This window comes from Enterobacter cloacae complex sp. EB5, assembly GCF_031432835.1.
In the GTDB taxonomy this organism is placed as follows: Bacteria; Pseudomonadota; Gammaproteobacteria; order Enterobacterales; family Enterobacteriaceae; genus Enterobacter; species Enterobacter hormaechei_C.
The window spans coordinates 1,202,936-1,222,841 of record NZ_CP133860.1; the positions used below are offsets into that span (position 1 = coordinate 1,202,936).

Here is a 19,906-nt window from a genome sequence, read left to right on the forward strand (position 1 = left end):
TCGACTACTTCAAAAAAATCGTGCAGCGCAACACGCGCTGCGAGAATTATGCCTGGGCTGCCAGGCTCACTTCTTTTGCCACCCGTTCCGTTGCATCCGGGATAGCGGTCGCGCGTGCGCGTTGCGCCATCTCCAGTAATACATCCCGGTTCCAGCCCGCCAGGGTAGTGGCGACCGCATCAGCGGTAAATTGTGGCTGCTCAAAAATCTTCGCGGCCCTCGCTTTCTCAAGCGGCAGCGCATTCCAGTACTGCTGTCGGTCTTTGTGCTGGAACGGCACAAACAGCGCCGGCAAACCGGCGGCGGCGATTTCACTCACCGTCAGCGCGCCCGAGCGACAGACCACGACATCGGCCCAGGCATAGGCTGCGGCCATATCATCAATAAATTCAGTCACTTTATGCTGCGGCTGACCTTCCTGCGCGTAGGCCTGCTCAACGGTCTGCTGAGCGCCCTTCCCGCTCTGGTGCCAGATGGTCACCGCATCACCCAGTTTTGCCGCAACCTGCGGCATCGTCTGGTTTAAAATACGTGCGCCCTGGGAACCGCCGACGACCAGCACGCGCACCGGCCCTTCGCGACCCGCCAGACGCGTATCTGGCAGCGGCAGCGCCAGCACGTCCACACGTACCGGATTTCCTACGACATCCGCTTTCGGGAATGCCCCGGGGAAGGCCTGCATAACTTTGGTGGCGATTTTTGCCAGCCATTTGTTGGTCAAGCCGGCAATACCGTTCTGCTCATGCAGAACAACGGGGATGCCCAGTGACCACGCCGCCAGTCCGCCCGGACCGGAAACGTAACCGCCCATGCCCAGAACGACGTCAGGCTTAAAACGCTTCATAATGGCGCGCGCCTGACGCCAGGCATTGAAAATGCGCACCGGCGCCAGCAGCAGCGCCTTGATCCCTTTGCCACGAAGGCCAGAAATACGAATAAAGTCGATCTCGATACCGTGTTTAGGTACCAGGTCGGCTTCCATGCGGTCTGCGGTTCCCAGCCAGCGTACCTGCCAGCCCTGTTCCATTAAATGGTGCGCAACCGCCAGTCCCGGGAACACGTGTCCGCCGGTACCGCCTGCCATCACCATTAACCGCTTCGGTTGATTCATCGTGAACCTCGTGTAAACGCCTGAGCTTTCTCCAGACGCGTTTCATAATCTATGCGTAACAAAAACATGATGGCCGTCGACATGATCAACAGACTCGAACCACCATAACTGATCAACGGCAACGTCAGACCTTTGGTCGGCAGCATACCCGCTGCCGCCCCAACGTTTACCAGTGCCTGGAAGCTAAACCAGATACCAATTGAGCAGGCCAGGAAACCGGAGAAGCGGTGATCGATCTCCAGCGCTTTCCGGCCAATCGACATGGCGCGGAAAGCGACGAAGAATACCATTAATAGCGCCAATACCACACCGATATAACCCAGTTCTTCCCCAATAATGGAGAAGATGAAGTCGGTGTGCGCCTCCGGTAAATACTCCAGTTTTTGCACCGAGTTGCCCAGGCCTTGACCCCAGACTTCGCCGCGGCCAAACGCCATCAGCGACTGCGTCAGCTGGTAACCGCTGCCGAACGGATCTTCCCATGGGTTCCAGAACGAGGTCACACGGCGGATACGGTAGGGTTCGGCGAGGATCAGCAGCACCACCGCCGAAATCCCCATCCCGATGATGGCAATGAACTGCCACAGTTTTGCGCCCGCCAGGAACAGCATCGCCAGCGTAGTGACAAACAGTACGACTACCGTACCGAGGTCGGGCTGCGCCAGCAGCAGGATCGCGAGGACCAGAATCACGCCCATCGGTTTTAAGAAGCCACGAAGGTTGTTACGAACTTCGTCAACTTTACGCACCAGGTAGTTAGCCAGGTAGCAGAACAACGACAGTTTGGTGAACTCCGCGGGCTGAATACGCAGTGGGCCAAAGGCAATCCAGCGTGATGCCCCGTTAACGGAGCTCCCGACAACCAGCACGATCAACAGCATGATGATTGAGGCGATGAGCATGGCCGTACTGTGCCGCTGCCAGAACGACATCGGCAGGCGTAAGGTGATCAGCGCCAGGCAGAACGCGAGAATGATGTACAGCCCGTCACGCTTGGCAAACAGGAACGGGTCGTTCGCCAGACGCTGTCCGACAGGCATTGACGCCGAGGTGACCATAATAAAGCCGATCGCTGCCAGCCCCAGCGTGAGCCAGAACAGCGTGCGGTCGTACATGATCAGGCTGTCGGAATCTTTATCCCGTGAAGCCATCACCCAGCCTTTCAGCGCCGTAAACAGCCATACCAGGATACCAAATCCTGGCAGGCGCGGCATTTTCAGGCGAGGGAGAGATAAACGCATCAGCCTAACTCCTTCGCCAGGCGGGTAAAGACATCACCCCGCTGTTCGAAATTCTTGAATTGATCGAGGCTGGCACAGGCTGGCGAGAGCAGTACCATATCGCCGGGCTTCACGCGTGGGGCGATGAGGCGCATCGCCTGCTCCATGGTCTCGGTTTGTTCGGCGACCTCAGGGCGCAACGCCACCAGCTCGCTACCATCGCGGCCAAAGCAATACAGGCGCACGTTATCACCGTTGAGGTACTGCTTCAGCGAGGAGAAGTCAGCCGATTTACCGTCGCCGCCCAGTAGCAGGTGCAGCGTGCCATCAACGTGCAGACCGTTCAGTGCCGCCTCGGTGCTACCCACGTTGGTCGCTTTGGAATCGTTAATCCAGCGTACGCCGTTGTGCTCCAGCGCCAGCTGGAAGCGGTGCGCCAGGCCGGTAAAGGTAGTCAGCGCCTTCAGGCTTGAAGATCGCGGCAGGCCAACAGCATCCGCCAGCGCCAGCGCCGCCAGGGCATTGGTGTAGTTATGCTGGCCGGAGAGCATCATCTCTTTCACGTTCAGCACCTTCTCACCTTTCACCCGCAGCCAGGTTTCGCCCTGCTGACGGTTGAGGTGATAGTCACCCATATTAATACCGAAGCTAATGCAGCGATCGTCTGCGCCGCGCACCGGCATGGTGAGTGCATCATCGGCATTCACCACGCAAACTTTGGCATTTTCATAAACGCGCAGTTTGGCCGCACGGTACTGCTGCAAGCCGAACGGGTATCTGTCCATATGATCTTCGGTGACGTTTAGGATCGTCGCCGCCGCCGCATGCAGGCTTGAAGTGGTTTCCAGCTGGAAGCTGGAAAGCTCAAGGACGAATAGCTCACACCCTTTATCAAGCAGCATCAAAGCGGGCAGACCAATGTTACCGCCCACGCCGACATTTTTGCCCGCCGCCTTCGCCATTTCCCCCACCAGCGTGGTGACGGTGCTTTTACCGTTTGAACCGGTAATGGCGACGATCGGGGCCTGCGCCTCCCGGCAGAACAGTTCGATATCGCCGACAATCTCAACGCCTGCATCCGCGGCGGCGCTCAGGGAAGGATGCGCCAGCGCCATACCGGGGCTGGCAACAATCAGATCGGCGTCCAGCAGCCACTCATCATTCAGACCACCCAGGTGGCGTTCAACCTGCTCCGGCAGCTTGTCCAGACCCGGCGGAGAGACGCGCGTATCCATCACGCGCGGCGTCACGCCACGCGCAAGGAAAAAGTCCACGCAGGAGAGGCCAGTGAGGCCCAACCCGATGATAACGACTTTTTTGCCCTGGTAATCTGCCATGATTAACGTACCTTCAGCGTTGCCAGGCCAATCAGCACCAGCATCAGCGAAATAATCCAGAAGCGCACAATGACGCGCGGCTCCGGCCAGCCTTTCAGTTCATAGTGGTGGTGAATCGGTGCCATACGGAAGATGCGCTGACCGCGCAGCTTGAAAGAACCGACCTGCAAAATCACCGACAGCGTCTCAACCACAAACACACCGCCCATGATCACCAGCAGGAACTCCTGACGCAGCAGCACGGCGATAATGCCCAGCGCGCCGCCCAGCGCCAGTGAACCGACGTCGCCCATAAAGACCTGCGCCGGATAGGTGTTAAACCACAGGAAGCCCAGCCCCGCCCCGACAATCGCCGTACAGACGATCACCAGCTCACCCGCGTGCCGCAGGTACGGAATGTGCAGGTAGTTTGCAAAGTTCATGTTACCGGTTGCCCACGCCACCAGCGCGAAACCGCCCGCGACAAACACGGTTGGCATAATCGCCAGGCCGTCCAGACCATCGGTCAGGTTGACGGCGTTGCCGGTGCCGACGATCACAAAGTAAGCCAGCAGAATGTAGAACAGCCCCAGCTGCGGCATCACGTCTTTGAAGAACGGCACCACCAGCTCGGTGGCCGGGGTGTCTTTTCCTGCCAGGTAAAGGGCGAAGGCCACCCCCAGCGCAATCACCGACATCCAGAAATACTTCCAGCGGGCGATCAACCCTTTAGTGTCTTTGCGCACAACTTTGCGGTAGTCATCAACAAAACCGATGATCCCGTAGCCAACCAGAACGGTCAGCACGCACCAGACGTAGGGGTTAGACGGATACGCCCACAGCAGAACGGACACCACAATCGCGGTCAGGATCATGATCCCGCCCATGGTCGGCGTACCGCGCTTGCTGAAGTGCGATTCCGGACCATCGTTGCGTACAACCTGGCCGAAAGAGAGTTTTTGCAGACGGGCAATCATGCGCGGGCCCATCCACAGCGAGATGAACAGCGCAGTCAGCAGGCTGACGATGGCGCGAAACGTCAGATAGGAAAAGACGTTAAAGCCTGAATAATATTTGACCAAATGTTCGGCCAGCCAAACTAACATGTCCCGTTCTCCTGTAATGCGTGCACAACCTCTTCCATGGCGGCACTACGTGAACCTTTAACTAAAACAGTCACAATCTGTTTTTCTGCAATCAATGCCTTCAGGCGTTCGATCAGTGCAGATTTATCGGCAAAATGTTCGCCAACTTCACTGGCATCGGAAATGGCCTTGCTCAGCGTGCCTGCGCTCAACACGCGGTCAAGCCCGGCGGCTTTCGCCGCTTCACCCACCTGAACATGGCAGGCTTCGCTTTCATCACCCAGCTCAGCCATATCGCCCACAACCATCACGCGATAGCCCGGCATCTCAGACAAGACCTGCACCGCCGCCGTCATGGAGCCGACGTTAGCGTTGTAGGAGTCATCCAGCAGGAGTTTGTTTTCAGCCAGCTGGATCGGGAACAGACGCCCCGGCACGGCTTTTAAATTTGCCAGACCTGCTTTGATCGCCGCGTGTGAGGCACCTACCGCCATTGAGAGCGCTGCCGCAGCAAGCGCATTGGCGATGTTATGACGACCCGGCAGGGGCAGCAGCACGTCGATGCCGCCCGTTGGGGTCGTGAGGGTGAACTCGGTGCCGTGTGACGTCACATGAATGTTGGTCGCCGAAAAATCACTGTTTGCCGCATTCGGTGAGAAGCGCCAGGTTTTGCGTGAACCAATGATGCTCTGCCAGTTCAGCCAGTCGTTGTTATCGGCATTCATAATGGCGATACCGTCATCCGGCAGGCCGGTATAAATTTCACCTTTCGCTTTCGCCACACCGGCCAGCGAACCAAAACCTTCAAGATGTGCCGCCGCCAGGTTATTCACCAGCGCCGCTTCCGGACGCGTCAGGCTCACGGTCCAGGCGATTTCGCCCTGATGGTTGGCCCCTAACTCAATCACCGCATATTCATGCTCGTGGGTCAGGCGCAGCAGCGTCATCGGCACACCGATGTCATTATTAAGGTTGCCCGCCGTATAAAGCGTGTTACCGCACTGGCTAAGGATCGCCGCCGTCATCTCTTTAACGGAGGTTTTGCCCGACGAGCCCGTCAGCGCCACGACGCGTGTTGGCACCTGCTGGCGAACCCATGCCGCCAGCTCGCCAAACGCCAGGCGCGTATCTTTCACCACAATCTGCGGCAAATCGATATCGAGCTTACGACTGACCAGCAGCGCGCCCGCGCCGTTATCTTTAGCCTGTTGCGCAAAATCGTGGGCGTCAAAACGTTCGCCCTTCAGCGCCACAAACAGGCAGCCCGCCGTCACCTTACGGGTGTCGGTGGTTACAGCCTCGATGGTCAGATCCTGACCATGCAGCATCCCCTGCAATACCGCAGCGGCCTGGCTTAACGTAATGCTAATCATGTCACCACTCCCAGCAGACGCGCTGCCGTCACCCGGTCGGAGTAATCCAGACGACGATTGCCGACGATCTGATAATCTTCATGACCTTTGCCGGCCAGCAGAACCACATCGTTCTCCTGCGCCTGCATAATGGCGTTAGTCACGGCCTCCGCACGGCCTTCGACCACGCGCGCACGACCCGCGTCCAGCATGCCTGCCAGAATGTCATTGATAATGGCCCGCGGCTCTTCGGTACGCGGGTTGTCATCGGTTACCACGGGAATATCCGCGAACTGCTCAGCGATGGCGCCCATCAGCGGACGTTTGCCCTTGTCGCGATCGCCACCGCAGCCAAACACGCACCAGAGCTTGCCTGCGCAGTGCAGACGCGCCGCTTCCAGCGCTTTTTCCAGCGCATCCGGCGTGTGCGCGTAATCCACAACCACCGTCGGCTTGCCCGGCGCGCTGAACACTTCCATGCGGCCACAGACCGGTTGCAAACGCTCAGACGTCTTCAGCAGATCCGCCATCGGGTAGCCCAGCGCCAGCAGCGTCGCCAGCGCCAGCAGCAGGTTACTGACGTTAAAGGCCCCCATCAGGCGGCTTTCAATTTCACCTTCGCCCCAGGTGGAAGCAAAGCGTATCGTCGCCCCACTATCGTGGTAGTTCACCTCGACCGCCTTCAGCCAGCGGCCGCGGCAGTTCGGATTAATGCGATCTTCCATCGACACCGCCACCGCATCCGGCAGTTTTTCCAGCCAGCGACGACCGACTTCATCGTCGGCGTTAATGATCGCCTGTCCGTGGTGGTGAGTGGAATAAAGCAGCCATTTCGCCGCTTCGTAGTGCTCCATATCACCATGATAATCAAGGTGATCGCGGCTCAGGTTAGTAAAGACAGAGGCAGCAAATTTCAGGGCCGCCACGCGGTGTTGTACCAGACCATGGGAAGAGACTTCCATCGCAGCGAAGGTCGCCCCCTGCTCAGCGAGGCCCGCCAGCACACGCTGCACGTCAACCGCCGAGCCTGTGGTGTTTTCCGTCGGGCTTACTTTGCCCAGAAGTCCGTTCCCCACCGTGCCCATGACGGCACCGGTTTCGCCCAGCAGCTGCGCCCACTGCGCCATCAGCTGAGTGGTGGTGGTTTTTCCGTTGGTTCCTGTCACGCCAACCAGCTTTAACTGGTCGGAAGGTTCGTTGTAAAAACGTCCTGCCAGCGCGGAGAGACGCTCATTCAGCTGGCTGAGATAGATGACCGGCACGCCGTGCATTTCACGGATCTCACCGTCTGTTGCCTCATCTTTGGCCTCAGCAATAATGGCAGCAACACCTTGCGCAATCGCCTGCGGGATATAACGACGCCCGTCCGCCTGATGACCCACCACTGCCACAAAAAGATCGCCAGCAGCCGCTACGCGGCTGTCCAGTACCATCTCTCGCAGTGCTCGCGCAGGTAGCATAGGCACCCACGGAGCAAGAAGGTCGCGCAAATTACGATCTGCCACCTGTTCCCTCGCCTTGATTAATTACAAATTCACTTTTTTCGCCCGTCGCCAGCGCATCCGGTTCAATGTTCATGGTGCGCAACACGCCGCCCATAATAGCCCCGAACACAGGCGCGGAGACGGCGCCGCCGTAGTATTTACCCGCCTGCGGATCGTTGATGACGACCACCAGCGCAAAACGCGGATTGCTTGCAGGCGCTACGCCTGCGGTATAGGCAATGTATTTGTTGATATAGCGGCCGTCCGGCCCCACTTTTTTCGCTGTACCGGTTTTAATGGCGATACGATAGCCCTTAATCGCGGCCTTCACGCCGCCACCGCCTGGTAACGCGACGCTTTCCATCATATGCACGACGGTACGAACGATAGATTCCGGGAAAACACGTTCCCCCGGAACCGGTGGATCAACTTTGGTGATCGACAGCGGGCGATAAATGCCATAGCTGCCAATCGTTGCGTAGACTCGCGCTAACTGTAAGGGAGTTACCATTAGCCCGTAGCCGAAAGAGAAGGTGGCCCTCTCTATGTCAGACCACCGTTGTTTTTGAGGATATAAGCCACTGCGTTCTCCGACCAACCCCAAATTGGTCGCCTTTCCCAGCCCAAAACGTGAGTAAGTATCTACTAACGCTGAGGACGGCATCGCTAACGCCAGTTTTGACACACCGACGTTACTCGACTTCTGCAAGACCCCAGTCAGGGTCAGTTCGCTGTAACGTGCCACGTCTTTGATTTCGTGACCGTTAATTCGATAAGGGATCGTATTCAGAACGGTATTTTCGTTGACGATGCCTCGCTGTAGAGCCGTCATCACCACCATAGGTTTTACGGTTGAGCCGGGTTCAAACACATCGGTGATGGAGCGGTTACGCATTGCATCTTTTGCTGTACCGGCAAAATTATTCGGGTTGTATGAGGGGCTACTGGCCATCGCCAGCACTTCACCTGTCGCCACATCCACCAGCACGGCACTGCCCGATTCCGCCTTGTTAAACGCGACGGCGTTGTTCAGCTCACGATAGACCAGCGCCTGCAAGCGCTCATCAATACTCAGGGCCAGGTTGTGCGCGGCCTGGCTGTCTGTCGAGGAAATGTCTTCAATGACGCGACCATAGCGGTCTTTACGCACGATTCGCTCGCCAGGCTGGCCGGTAAGCCACTTGTCGAAGCTTTTTTCAACGCCCTCAATCCCCTGGCTATCCACGTTGGTAAAGCCAATCAGGTGTGCGGTGACTTCGCCGGAAGGATAGTAACGGCGGGATTCTTCCCGCAGATGAATGCCGGGCAGCTTCAGTTTCTTAATGTAATCAGCCATATCAGGGTTCACCTGACGGGCAAGATAGATAAAGCGCCCTTTCGGGTTGGCGTTAACGCGTGACGCCAGCTGATCCAGCGGCATTTTCAACGCGTCTGACAGCGCCTTCCAGCGGTTATCAAGGGTGATCCCGCCAGCGTCGTGCAGCTCTTTCGGATCGGCCCAGATCGCCTTCACCGGCACGCTCACCGCCAGCGGACGCCCGGAGCGGTCGGTGATCATCCCACGAGAGGTGGAAACTTCCTGCACGCGCAGAGAACGCATATCCCCCTGACGCACCAGCATGTCAGGCGCGATGATTTGTAGCCACGCCACGCGTCCCAGCAGGAAACCCAGCGCCAGTAAAATGCAGCCGCAAAGCAACGCAAAACGCCAACTGACAAAGTTGGCCTGTTCTTCCTGGCGTTTTGGTTTTAGCGTTTTTGCCGCTGCTTTCATGCGTCGCGTTTTCCCTTATTTTTGTACTACGATATTTTCCTGCGAAGGATCAACATGCTGTAATTGCAGTTTTTCCGTTGCGATCCGTTCAACCCGGCTGTGATCGCCGAGCGCGTTTTCTTCAAGGATCAGATTTCGCCATTCAATATCCAGCGCATCGCGTTCCAGTACCATCTGTTCGCGCTGCGCAGTCAATAAACGGGTATGGTGAGCGGTGGTGACCACCATGACTGCCGTCACAATGATGCAAATGAACAAGCAGAGTGGCAGCTTCCCAAACCGCAAAAGATCGTCGCCGATCACGCCAGGCAAGGCATGGCGCTCGTTGCTTCCTAACGATCCCTTAACTTTGCTTAGGGTCTCTGTCACTCTGCTGATCATGCGTTCGTCCTCTCTGCAATACGCAGCACTGAACTACGGGCACGTGGATTCTCTGCCACCTCTTCTTCGCCCGGCATCAACTTGCCTAATGCTCGCAACTGACGGCCTCCCAGCTTTCTGAGTTGTTCTTCCGTCATCGGCAGCCCAGCTGGAACCTGCGGACCGCGGCTCTGTTCACGCATAAAGCGTTTTACGATGCGATCTTCCAGCGAATGGAAGCTGATGATGGATAACCGCCCACCCGGGGCCAGCACGTCGAGCGAGCTTTTTAGCGCCAGCTCTATTTCCTCCAGTTCACTGTTTACCCAAATACGAACCGCCTGGAAGGTACGGGTCGCAGGATGTTTGTGCTTATCCTTCACCGGCGTTGCCGCCGCGATGACTTCTGCCAGCTCTTTGGTGCGGGTCATTGGCTCAACGCGGTTGCGCTCCACGATGGCGCGCGCAATACGTTTGCCAAAGCGTTCTTCACCGAAGGTTTTGATTACCCAGGCGATATCCGCTTCGTCAGCAGTTTGTAACCATTCAGCGGCAGACTGGCCGCGAGTGGGATCCATACGCATATCCAGCGGCCCATCACGCATAAAGGAGAAGCCGCGTTCTGCATCATCAAGCTGTGGTGAAGAGACGCCAAGATCGAGGAGAATCCCGTCGATCTTGCCGGTCAGGCCGCGCTCAGCGACATAATCCGCAAGCGCAGAGAAAGGTCCATGCACGATGGAAAAGCGAGGATCATCGATGGTTTGCGCAACGGCAATCGCCTGCGGATCGCGGTCAATTGCCAGCAGGCGTCCTTCCGCTCCAAGCTGAGAGAGGATCAAACGCGAGTGACCACCGCGACCAAAAGTGCCATCAATATAGATGCCGTCTGAACGAATATTCAGGCCGTTAACGGCCTCATCCAGCAGCACCGTTGTATGTTTATAATTTTCCATCATATTTATAGAGACAAGTCCCGCAGCCGTTCCGATAATGTTGCGGAATCAGACTGCTCAGCGTCGATATCTTCCTTGACCTGTTGATACCAGGTCGTTTCGTCCCACAGTTCAAACTTGTTGAACTGCCCGACCAGCATCACTTCTTTAGTCAGACCGGCATGTTGCCGCAACACAGGCGCAATCAATAATCGCCCGGCGCTATCCATCTGACATTCACTGGCATGTCCCAATAACAGCCGCTGTACGCGGCGTTCCTGCGGGTTCATGCTCGACAGTCGCGACAGCTTTTGCTCAATGATTTCCCATTCAGGCAAAGGGTAAAGCAGCAGGCAGGGGGAGTTGATGTCAATGGTGCAAACCAGTTGACCCGAAGCGTTCTCAATCAGCTGGTCGCGGTATCGGGTTGGTACCGATAAACGCCCTTTACTGTCGAGATTGACTAACGTTGCTCCACGGAACATGCCAGCCTCACCCCTCCTCACCACTTTAACCCACAAATTCCCACCTGAAGGAGTTTACGGAGCGAGGGAAAAGCTTGTCAAGCCAGGACTCTCTCTATACCGGCGCGAAAGCACCGTATTTACAGAGCAAGAGTGACCTGGCTAATTACTACACAACTGGCGAGGCAAAATTAACGTTATGAATATTTGTAAGAAAAAAACCGAATATGCACACGAGCGTTAAGACTCACTCAATATCATCGCAGGGAAATATAAAGTGTCAGTTTGCGACGCGGGCAGCATTTTAAGGCATATTGCCGGGGGATAACAGCCTCAGATTAACCTCAAGGCCAGATGGATTCGTTCGTGTGCATAGAGGTCTGAAGGGAGGCGTAAAAAATGGCTGAATATTCATCGGCTGGCACCTGTTTGTAACAAAACAATACAAAGAAATGCCCAGTAAAAATTATAATTGCGCTTTTTAACGCCAAAATGGATTCAGAATAATAGCAGGCTATGAATCTTAGAGATAAATCCTAATTTTTATCCGGGAATTATTTCCCGCAATAAATGCGCTTCAAAAGGGGCAGTTTTACCGCCCCTGTGGAAATATTAATGGCGGCTCAAAATTCCGCGCCGATAGAGATTACGTTTGATACGCGTAAGCCCGGGTTTCGGTTTGCGGGGTTCATCCAGGCTTGCCAGAACAATCTCAAGCACGCGCTCGGCGACGTCGCGATGACGCTGGGCCACGGCTAACACCGGACATTGCAGGAAGTCGAGCAGTTCGTTATCGCCGAAGGTCGCAATCGCCAGATCGGATGGCAGTTTGCCATCGCGTCGTAACGTCACATCCATCACCCCCTGCAACAGGGCAAACGAGGTGGTAAACAACGCCTGCGGCATCGGGTGCGTTTCCAGCCATTTCTCGAACAGCTGGGCAGCCGCTTCACGCTCATAGCTGTTGGCATACAGATAATGAACGTCACGCGGATCGTCTTTCCACGCCGTACGGAACCCTTGTTCACGCAGGAAGCTTACGGACAGTTCAGGCAAAGCGCCAAGATAGAGCACCGTTTCCGCCGGGAAGGTACGCAGCTCGGCAGCCAGCATTTCTGCATCGTCCTGATCGGCACCGACGACGCTGGTGAAATGTTCACGATCCAGCGCACGATCCAGCGCCACAATCGGGAACGGATCGTTCGCCCAGCGCTGATAGAAAGGATGCTCGGGTGGTAAAGAGGTCGACACGATGATGGCGTCAACCTGACGTTGCAGCAGATGCTCAATACAGCGCATCTCGTTGTCGGGCTGATCCTCGGAGCAGGCAATCAACAGCTGATAGCCCCGCTGACGCGCCTGACGTTCCAGATAGTTGGCGATGCGGGTATAGCTGGTATTTTCCAGGTCCGGGATCACCAGGCCAATCGAGCGGGTGCGCCCGGCACGTAAACCAGCGGCGACAGCATTCGGATGGTAATTATGCTCACGAACGACTGCCATCACTTTCTCAACGGTCTTATCGCTGACACGATACTGCTTTGCTTTACCGTTAATCACATAGCTGGCCGTGGTTCTCGACACGCCGGCGAGCCGGGCGATTTCATCCAGTTTCACAATTGCCCCTCAAAAAAAGAAAAAAGTCCATGGCCCTGTCAAGGTTATGGTTAAATATTTTAACATCTAAACGCAGAATAGCTTTCACGGCAACCGCTTTTGTCCGCGTTGTCGGTGGATTACGCAAAAAAAAGCCCGGCTTTGGCTACCGGGCTGAAAGAGGCGAACCTTTTGCGCAACTAACGCATGATTTTATCGCCGCGCGAGAGGCCAACAACGCCAGAGCGCGCAACTTCAACAATTTTTGCCACATCCCTGACGGAGGCCAGGAACGCATCCAGCTTATCGCTCGTTCCGGCAAGCTGCACAGTATATATAGAAGGCGTGACGTCGATGATCTGCCCACGGAAGATATCCGTGTTGCGCTTGACCTCTTCCCGACCGTAACCGCTGGCCTGAATTTTCACCAGCATCACTTCACGTTCGACGTAAGCCCCCTGCCCCAGCTCGCTGACGCGCAACACGTCCACCAGCTTGTGCAACTGCTTTTCGATCTGCTCAAGCACTTTCGCATCGCCGACGGTCTGGATCGTCATGCGGGAGAGCGTCGGGTCATCGGTCGGCGCAACGGTCAGGCTTTCAATGTTATAGCCGCGTTGCGCAAAAAGCCCAATGACGCGTGACAGTGCGCCCGACTCATTTTCCAGTAATACAGATAATATCCGGCGCATATCAGGTTCTCTCCGTTTTGCTTAACCACATTTCATCCATACCGCCGCCACGGATATGCATCGGATAAACGTGCTCTGTGCCGTCGACGATGACGTCCATGAAGACGAGGCGATTGTTTTTAACGTGCTCAAGCGCTTCGCCGAGCTTCGCTTCCAGCTCTGACGGATCGGTTACTCGCATGCCAATATGACCATAGGCTTCAGCCAGACGGACAAAGTCCGGAAGTGACTTCATATAAGACTGAGAGTGCCGGCCAGAATAAATCATATCCTGCCACTGCTTCACCATACCGAGGTAACCGTTATTCAGGTTCAACACCAGCACTGGCAACTCATATTGCAGCGCAGTAGAAAGCTCCTGAATATTCATCTGTATACTGCCATCACCCGTCACGCAGATAACCGTTTCGTTTGGCAACGCCAGCTTCACCCCCAGCGCGGCGGGCAGACCAAAGCCCATCGTGCCAAGCCCGCCAGAGTTGATCCAGCGACGCGGTTTATCAAACGGGTAGTACAGCGCAGCGAACATCTGATGCTGGCCCACGTCAGAAGTGACATACGCATCGCCATTGGTCAGACGCCAGATCGTCTCGATCACCGCCTGCGGCTTGATGTTCTCACTCTGCGTGTCGTATTTAAGGCACTGTCGGCCACGCCATTGTTCGATTTGCTGCCACCAGTCGCGGATCTCGTCCAGCGGTTGAGACGCGGTCTCCTGCGCCAGCAGATCCAACATTTGATCCAGCACCTGTCGTGCATCCCCCACGATCGGCACATCCGCCGGCACCGTTTTAGAGATTGAAGTCGGATCGATATCAATGTGCAGCACCGTCGCATTCGGACAGTATTTCGCCAGGTTATTGGTGGTACGATCGTCAAAACGCACGCCGACGGCAAAAATCACATCAGAATGGTGCATCGTCATATTGGCTTCATAGGTGCCGTGCATACCCAGCATGCCCAGCGCCTGACGGTGGGTAGCCGGAAATGCCCCCAGCCCCATCAGCGATGACGCGACAGGAAGATTCAGCTTCTCAATCAGTTCACGCAGTTGCATTTCACAGGCTGCATTGACGGCGCCGCCCCCTACATAGACTACGGGCTTTTTCGCAGCCAGCAGCGTTTGTAGCGCACGCTTAATCTGGCCTTTGTGCCCTTGCGTCGTCGGATTATACGAACGCATGCTCACCGACTCAGGCCACAGATAAGGCAGTTTGTTCGCCGGATTGAGAATATCTTTTGGCAGATCGACAACCACTGGCCCAGGACGACCGCTGGCGGCCAGCCAGAAGGCTTTTTTCAGTACGCCCGGAATGTCTTCCGTTTGCTTAACCAGAAAGCTGTGCTTCACCACGGGGCGTGAGATCCCCACCATGTCGCATTCCTGAAACGCATCATAGCCAATCAGTGACGTCGCCACCTGTCCGGAGAGAATGACCAGTGGAATGGAGTCCATATACGCAGTCGCAATGCCGGTGATGGCATTGGTCGCTCCCGGTCCGGAAGTGACCAGCACAACACCCACCTCGCCCGTGGCGCGGGCCAGGCCGTCAGCCATATGCACAGCAGCCTGTTCATGACGAACCAGAACATGATCAATACCGCCTACCGTGTGCAGCGCGTCATAAATATCAAGAACCGCGCCTCCGGGATAGCCGAACACTTGCTTCACGCCCTGATCGATAAGCGATCGGACGACCATTTCCGCGCCAGACAACATCTCCATGCTTTGCCTCCAGGCTTTTGTTATAGACGGACAGCAGAATTCATTTCCGCGCCGTCTTCTGACAGGGTGAACCCATCTTATAATGTGCAGAGTGATGAATACCTTAACCGCTCGTTATGAGGCAGGCAATTAGCAAACGGAATGCGGGAATGGGCAATAAAAGCAGAAAAAACAGCTGTCAGACACGAATATGGTGAATTCGTCTGGTATAAGGGGAGACGCTAATAATTCATCTCTTAAAAAGAGGATGGATCAGGAAATCATCTATTTTTAAGCCGCCCTGAGCGTCTGGAAAAATGCGCACAGAACAAAATATTGCCTGCGTAAAAAATCACAGAATAAACCGCATGACACCATGCGGTTTATTCACCCTGACTTATCGACGACAAATATTGATCAGCAGTTCTTCCATCCACTGATGCCCTTTATCACGACCCGCGGCTTCATGCCAGGAAAGATAACAGGTACGGCTGTTCAGCTTGAGCGGCAGAGGTAAAATTTGCAGGCTCAGCGATTCGGAGAACTCTTCAGCAAGCCAGCGCGGTGCAATAGCGACTAGCTGCGTCTGAGAGACGACATTTAATACGCTGACCATCGCCATCCCCTGATAGGCCACGCTGGCTTGTTTATCGGCTGTGTCATACCACGGCTGGCTGAACGAAGCATATCTGTCCAGAGCAACAACGGCATGCTGCTCGCTGTAAACATCGCTTTCACGCAGCGGTGAATTCATGCGTGGATGTTTTTTGCTGGCGACTAGCACCATTTCATCTTTAAACAACGGAACACAGGCAAACTCTGGACGGCGAAACTCTTCATAGCCCAGAACGAACTCCGTTTCCTGATAACGTAGCTGGTGTTCGGTATTTTGATTTAATGATGATTTAAAAACGAGATGAATATTAGGGGCAATCTGTTCAACTTTATTATATATAACAGACGTCAAATAATTGTCTAACGGACTACAAACACAGAGATGGAAAACCCGTTCACTGCTTAAAGGTTCAAAACCCGAGCCGGGAAGCTCATTTTGTACCAGCTGTAGCGCCTGACGAATCGAACCGAATAGCTGGAATGCACGCGCCGTGGGCTGGATACCTCTTCCATACCGGACGAATAACTCGTCGTTAAACATCACCTTAAGTCTGGCTACGGCATTACTCACGGCAGGTTGAGACATTCCCAGAGATTGCGCTGCTCGCGTAATATTCTGCTCCTGCATAACGGCATCAAATACAGTTAACAGGTTGAGATCCACTGTGCGTAACTGAGGCTTAACCCCATCATAAGGCTGTGGTTGGTTAATATTATTTTCTGGCATTTCTGACTCCACTGTCACGCTAAATTCCCTTTGCCAAAGTACAGTAATAACTTCGAAAAATATGATTTACCATGCATATACAACAAGCGAAAGGGAATTATTTAAAATTCGGAATATATAAAGAACCCCCATTTAAGAGATGGCATTTCGCATCCCATAAATGAAGAGCTAAAAATCGTTCAAATGATATCTATAACTTTAATGCAGGCATGAAACCATAAACCAGGGAAATATACAATCACCGCCTTCGTTAATAATAACTTAAGTATTATTAAACTATGAAGGGCAGACACCGCGATTTCATTAACAAAATGATATCAATATTGATAACTTTCCCACCCGCAACTCATTCATGAAACTTATAACTCAATGAAATGAAACACATTCCATTTCACGGCATATCGGTAAAAATACTGTGTTCAATTGCTACCAATTATATTCAAATTATTCCAGAGATGAATCGCCAGTCCAATAATAGACAATTAAAGCGGTTAGCTACGTAAAAACCAGCACAATTAGCTAATGTGTTTATCCTGTGCTGAGTGGCCGTTTTGCCTGAGAGGGGTTGACATGCGTCGGCGTATCCAGTACCACTAAAAGCATATCGCATTCACCTGGAGCACGATTCATGATTCGCACCCTTCGTTTCACCGGTCTACTACTACTAAACGCATCCACTGTGCGCGGTAGACTGGCGGGCGAAATTCAGCGTTGAATCGTCTTCAGTAAAACTAAAAACCCGCGCCACTGCGCGGGTTTTTTTATGCTCGTAGCAAGGCGCCCTAAGACTGACAAGGACCTAACCCATGAGCCAGCAAGTCGTTATTTTCGATACTACTTTACGTGACGGTGAACAGGCATTACAGGCGAGCCTGAGTGTTAAAGAAAAACTGCAAATTGCGCTGGCCCTCGAACGCATGGGTGTAGACGTAATGGAAGTCGGTTTTCCCGTCTCCTCGCCGGGTGATTTCGAGTCAGTACAGACCATCGCCCGCACCATCAAAAACAGCCGCGTGTGCGGTCTGGCTCGCTGCGTAGAGAAAGATATTGATGTGGCCGCGGAATCCCTGAAAGTTGCAGAAGCTTTCCGTATCCATACATTCATTGCCACCTCCCCCATGCACATTGCGACCAAGCTGCGCAGTACGCTGGATGAAGTGATCGAACGAGCGGTGTATATGGTCAAACGCGCGCGTAACTACACTGATGACGTCGAATTCTCCTGTGAAGATGCAGGCCGCACTCCGATTGACGATTTGGCCCGTGTAGTGGAAGCCGCGATTAATGCCGGAGCCAGAACCATCAACATCCCGGACACCGTCGGCTACACCATGCCGTTTGAGTTCTCCAGCATCATCACCGGTCTGTACGATCGCGTGCCAAATATTGATAAAGCCATCATCTCCGTGCATACCCATGACGATTTGGGCCTGGCTGTGGGCAATGCCATCGCCGCCGTCCACGCCGGCGCGCGTCAGGTAGAAGGGGCAATGAATGGCATTGGTGAACGTGCCGGCAACTGCTCGCTGGAAGAAGTGATCATGGCGATCAAAGTGCGCAAAGACATTATGAACGTGCACACTCGCATCAATCACAACGAAATCTGGCGCACCAGCCAGACCGTGAGCCAGATTTGCAACATGCCGATCCCGGCGAACAAGGCGATTGTTGGGGCTGGCGCGTTTGCCCACTCCTCCGGTATTCACCAGGATGGCGTGCTGAAGAACCGTGAAAACTACGAAATCATGACTCCGGAATCCATCGGTCTGAACCAGGTTCAGCTGAACCTGACCTCACGCTCTGGCCGCGCGGCGGTAAAACACCGTATGGAAGAGATGGGTTATAAGGACAGCGATTACAACATGGATCAGCTGTACGACGCATTCCTGAAGCTGGCTGACAAAAAAGGCCAGGTCTTCGATTACGACCTGGAAGCGCTGGCATTCATCAATAAACAGCAGGAAGAGCCAGAGCACTTCCGTCTGGACTACTTCACCGTTCAGTCAGGTTCAAGCGATATCGCTACCGCCTCCGTCAAGCTGGCCTGCGGCGATGAAATTAAAGCGGAAGCCGCCAACGGTAACGGCCCTGTGGATGCCATTTACCAGGCGATTAACCGCGTCACTGAGTACGACGTAGAGCTGGTGAAATACGACCTGACGGCAAAAGGGCACGGTAAAGACGCCCTGGGCCAGGTTGATATCGTCGTCAACTACAACGGTCGCCGCTTCCACGGTGTGGGTCTGGCGACAGATATCGTCGAATCCTCCGCGAAAGCGATGGTGCATGTCCTGAATAACATCTGGCGCGCCGCCGAAGTCGAAAAAGAGTTGCAACGCAAAGCTCAGAATAAAGAGAACAACAAGGAAACCGTGTGATGTCGAAGAATTACCATATTGCTGTGTTGCCGGGTGACGGTATTGGCCCGGAAGTGATGGCACAGGCGCTGAAAGTACTGGAAGCTGTTCGTTCGCGTTTTGCGATGAAAATTACTACCAGCCACTACGACGTGGGCGGTATTGCGATTGATAACCACGGTACTCCCTTGCCGAAAGAGACTGTAGAAGGCTGCGAAAATGCCGATGCCGTTCTGTTTGGCTCCGTGGGCGGTCCAAAGTGGGAACACCTGCCGCCAGCAGAGCAGCCGGAGCGCGGTGCGCTGCTGCCGCTGCGTAAACACTTCAAACTGTTCAGCAACCTGCGTCCGGCGAAGCTGTACCCGGGGCTGGAAGAATTTTGCCCGCTGCGCGCGGATATCGCGGCCAACGGTTTCGACATCCTGTGCGTGCGTGAGCTGACCGGCGGCATCTACTTCGGTCAGCCAAAAGGTCGCGAAGGCAGCGGTCAGCATGAGAAAGCGTTTGATACCGAGGTCTATCACCGTTTTGAAATTGAACGTATCGCCCATATCGCGTTTGAGTCAGCGCGCAAACGCCGCCGTAAAGTGACCTCGATTGATAAAGCAAACGTGCTCCAGTCGTCCATTTTGTGGCGCGAAATCGTCAGTGAAGTCGCTAAGCAGTACCCGGACGTTGCGCTGTCGCATATGTATATCGACAACGCAACGATGCAGTTGATTAAAGATCCGTCCCAGTTTGACGTGCTGCTGTGCTCCAACCTGTTCGGCGATATTCTCTCGGATGAATGCGCGATGATCACCGGCTCCATGGGCATGCTGCCATCCGCCAGTCTGAACGAAGAAGGCTTTGGCCTGTATGAGCCTGCGGGCGGCTCCGCGCCGGATATCGCAGGCAAGAACATCGCCAACCCGATTGCGCAGATCCTCTCCCTGGCTCTGCTGCTGCGCTACAGCCTGGATGCAGGCGAAGCAGCAACCGCAATTGAAAACGCCATTAACCGGGCGTTAGAAGAAGGCGTCCGTACCGGTGATTTAGCACGCGGCACGGCGGCAGTCAGTACCGATGAAATGGGCGACATCATTGCCCGCTATGTCGCTGAAGGGGTGTAAT

The 19,906-nt window shown here is 54.7% G+C and carries 17 protein-coding genes; 3 read left to right on the forward strand and 14 right to left on the reverse strand.

Features of this window, described 5'->3' with window-relative positions; genetic code table 11:
• Positions 1–46: 46 nt before the first annotated feature.
• From murG to leuO, 14 genes are all read right to left on the reverse strand, one after another.
• Positions 47–1,111 (reverse strand): undecaprenyldiphospho-muramoylpentapeptide beta-N-acetylglucosaminyltransferase, encoded by a 1,065-nt coding sequence (gene murG, locus RHN82_RS05815; protein ID WP_047051315.1) that lies wholly within the window; start codon positions 1,109–1,111, stop codon positions 47–49.
• Positions 1,108–2,352, reverse strand: a complete 1,245-nt coding sequence (gene ftsW / locus RHN82_RS05820; protein WP_003856348.1) for a cell division protein FtsW — start codon at positions 2,350–2,352, stop codon at positions 1,108–1,110. Before ftsW ends, murG begins: the two co-directional genes overlap by 4 nt.
• Positions 2,352–3,668 carry a UDP-N-acetylmuramoyl-L-alanine--D-glutamate ligase gene (gene murD / locus RHN82_RS05825; protein WP_047051316.1) on the reverse strand — a complete coding sequence of 439 codons (1,317 nt, stop codon included), beginning with the start codon at positions 3,666–3,668 and terminating at the stop codon, positions 2,352–2,354. Before murD ends, ftsW begins: the two co-directional genes overlap by 1 nt.
• Before the next feature lie 2 nt (positions 3,669–3,670).
• Positions 3,671–4,753 (reverse strand): phospho-N-acetylmuramoyl-pentapeptide-transferase, encoded by a 1,083-nt coding sequence (gene mraY, locus RHN82_RS05830; protein ID WP_003856353.1) that lies wholly within the window; start codon positions 4,751–4,753, stop codon positions 3,671–3,673.
• Positions 4,747–6,105 carry a UDP-N-acetylmuramoyl-tripeptide--D-alanyl-D-alanine ligase gene (gene murF, locus RHN82_RS05835; protein WP_047051318.1) on the reverse strand — a complete coding sequence of 453 codons (1,359 nt, stop codon included), beginning with the start codon at positions 6,103–6,105 and terminating at the stop codon, positions 4,747–4,749. Before murF ends, mraY begins: the two co-directional genes overlap by 7 nt.
• The gene (gene murE / locus RHN82_RS05840) at positions 6,102–7,589 is read right to left on the reverse strand and encodes a UDP-N-acetylmuramoyl-L-alanyl-D-glutamate--2,6-diaminopimelate ligase (RefSeq protein WP_047051319.1); all 1,488 of its coding nucleotides are present in this window, start codon (positions 7,587–7,589) and stop codon (positions 6,102–6,104) included. Before murE ends, murF begins: the two co-directional genes overlap by 4 nt.
• Positions 7,576–9,342 carry a peptidoglycan glycosyltransferase FtsI gene (gene ftsI, locus RHN82_RS05845; RefSeq protein ID WP_003856361.1) on the reverse strand — a complete coding sequence of 589 codons (1,767 nt, stop codon included), beginning with the start codon at positions 9,340–9,342 and terminating at the stop codon, positions 7,576–7,578. Before ftsI ends, murE begins: the two co-directional genes overlap by 14 nt.
• A gap of 15 nt (positions 9,343–9,357) precedes the next feature.
• Positions 9,358–9,723, reverse strand: a complete 366-nt coding sequence (gene ftsL / locus RHN82_RS05850) for a cell division protein FtsL (RefSeq protein ID WP_003856363.1) — start codon at positions 9,721–9,723, stop codon at positions 9,358–9,360.
• Positions 9,720–10,661, reverse strand: coding sequence for a 16S rRNA (cytosine(1402)-N(4))-methyltransferase RsmH (gene rsmH / locus RHN82_RS05855; protein ID WP_047051320.1), 942 nt, complete (start codon positions 10,659–10,661; stop codon positions 9,720–9,722). Before rsmH ends, ftsL begins: the two co-directional genes overlap by 4 nt.
• A gap of 2 nt (positions 10,662–10,663) precedes the next feature.
• Positions 10,664–11,122 (reverse strand): division/cell wall cluster transcriptional repressor MraZ, encoded by a 459-nt coding sequence (mraZ, locus tag RHN82_RS05860; protein WP_006810119.1) that lies wholly within the window; start codon positions 11,120–11,122, stop codon positions 10,664–10,666.
• Positions 11,123–11,713: 591 nt separating this feature from the next.
• Positions 11,714–12,718 carry a catabolite repressor/activator gene (gene cra / locus RHN82_RS05865; RefSeq protein WP_003856369.1) on the reverse strand — a complete coding sequence of 335 codons (1,005 nt, stop codon included), beginning with the start codon at positions 12,716–12,718 and terminating at the stop codon, positions 11,714–11,716.
• A gap of 179 nt (positions 12,719–12,897) precedes the next feature.
• On the reverse strand, positions 12,898–13,389 hold the full coding sequence (gene ilvN / locus RHN82_RS05870) for an acetolactate synthase small subunit (protein ID WP_003856371.1): 492 nt from the start codon (positions 13,387–13,389) through the stop codon (positions 12,898–12,900).
• Position 13,390: 1 nt separating this feature from the next.
• A complete protein-coding gene (gene ilvI, locus RHN82_RS05875) occupies positions 13,391–15,115 on the reverse strand; it encodes an acetolactate synthase 3 large subunit (RefSeq protein WP_047051321.1) in 1,725 nt (574 codons plus the stop codon).
• Positions 15,116–15,491: 376 nt separating this feature from the next.
• On the reverse strand, positions 15,492–16,436 hold the full coding sequence (leuO, locus tag RHN82_RS05880; protein ID WP_047051322.1) for a transcriptional regulator LeuO: 945 nt from the start codon (positions 16,434–16,436) through the stop codon (positions 15,492–15,494).
• A gap of 628 nt (positions 16,437–17,064) precedes the next feature.
• Between leuO and leuL the strand changes: the two genes are divergently transcribed.
• From leuL to leuB, 3 genes are all read left to right on the forward strand, one after another.
• A complete protein-coding gene (gene leuL, locus RHN82_RS24550) occupies positions 17,065–17,151 on the forward strand; it encodes a leu operon leader peptide (protein WP_057979999.1) in 87 nt (28 codons plus the stop codon).
• 91 nt (positions 17,152–17,242) lie between these two features.
• Positions 17,243–18,814, forward strand: a complete 1,572-nt coding sequence (gene leuA, locus RHN82_RS05885) for a 2-isopropylmalate synthase (protein WP_047051323.1) — start codon at positions 17,243–17,245, stop codon at positions 18,812–18,814.
• The gene (leuB, locus tag RHN82_RS05890; protein WP_047051324.1) at positions 18,814–19,905 is read left to right on the forward strand and encodes a 3-isopropylmalate dehydrogenase; all 1,092 of its coding nucleotides are present in this window, start codon (positions 18,814–18,816) and stop codon (positions 19,903–19,905) included. Before leuA ends, leuB begins: the two co-directional genes overlap by 1 nt.
• The last annotated feature ends 1 nt before the right edge of the window (position 19,906 follow it).

Excerpts from the sequence above, each read along its gene's own strand:
- ftsL (WP_003856363.1), bottom strand. The coding sequence starts at position 9,723 with ATGATCAGCAGAGTGACAGAGACCCTAAGCAAAGTTAAGGGATCGTTA.
- ftsI (WP_003856361.1), bottom strand. The coding sequence starts at position 9,342 with ATGAAAGCAGCGGCAAAAACGCTAAAACCAAAACGCCAGGAAGAACAG.
- leuA (WP_047051323.1), top strand. The coding sequence starts at position 17,243 with ATGAGCCAGCAAGTCGTTATTTTCGATACTACTTTACGTGACGGTGAA.
- murD (WP_047051316.1), bottom strand. The coding sequence starts at position 3,668 with ATGGCAGATTACCAGGGCAAAAAAGTCGTTATCATCGGGTTGGGCCTC.
- mraY (WP_003856353.1), bottom strand. The coding sequence starts at position 4,753 with ATGTTAGTTTGGCTGGCCGAACATTTGGTCAAATATTATTCAGGCTTT.
- leuO (WP_047051322.1), bottom strand. The coding sequence starts at position 16,436 with ATGCCAGAAAATAATATTAACCAACCACAGCCTTATGATGGGGTTAAG.
- rsmH (WP_047051320.1), bottom strand. The coding sequence starts at position 10,661 with ATGATGGAAAATTATAAACATACAACGGTGCTGCTGGATGAGGCCGTT.
- murG (WP_047051315.1), bottom strand. The coding sequence starts at position 1,111 with ATGAATCAACCGAAGCGGTTAATGGTGATGGCAGGCGGTACCGGCGGA.
- leuL (WP_057979999.1), top strand. The coding sequence starts at position 17,065 with ATGATTCGCACCCTTCGTTTCACCGGTCTACTACTACTAAACGCATCC.
- ilvN (WP_003856371.1), bottom strand. The coding sequence starts at position 13,389 with ATGCGCCGGATATTATCTGTATTACTGGAAAATGAGTCGGGCGCACTG.
- murF (WP_047051318.1), bottom strand. The coding sequence starts at position 6,105 with ATGATTAGCATTACGTTAAGCCAGGCCGCTGCGGTATTGCAGGGGATG.
- ftsW (WP_003856348.1), bottom strand. The coding sequence starts at position 2,352 with ATGCGTTTATCTCTCCCTCGCCTGAAAATGCCGCGCCTGCCAGGATTT.
- mraZ (WP_006810119.1), bottom strand. The coding sequence starts at position 11,122 with ATGTTCCGTGGAGCAACGTTAGTCAATCTCGACAGTAAAGGGCGTTTA.
- leuB (WP_047051324.1), top strand. The coding sequence starts at position 18,814 with ATGTCGAAGAATTACCATATTGCTGTGTTGCCGGGTGACGGTATTGGC.
- ilvI (WP_047051321.1), bottom strand. The coding sequence starts at position 15,115 with ATGGAGATGTTGTCTGGCGCGGAAATGGTCGTCCGATCGCTTATCGAT.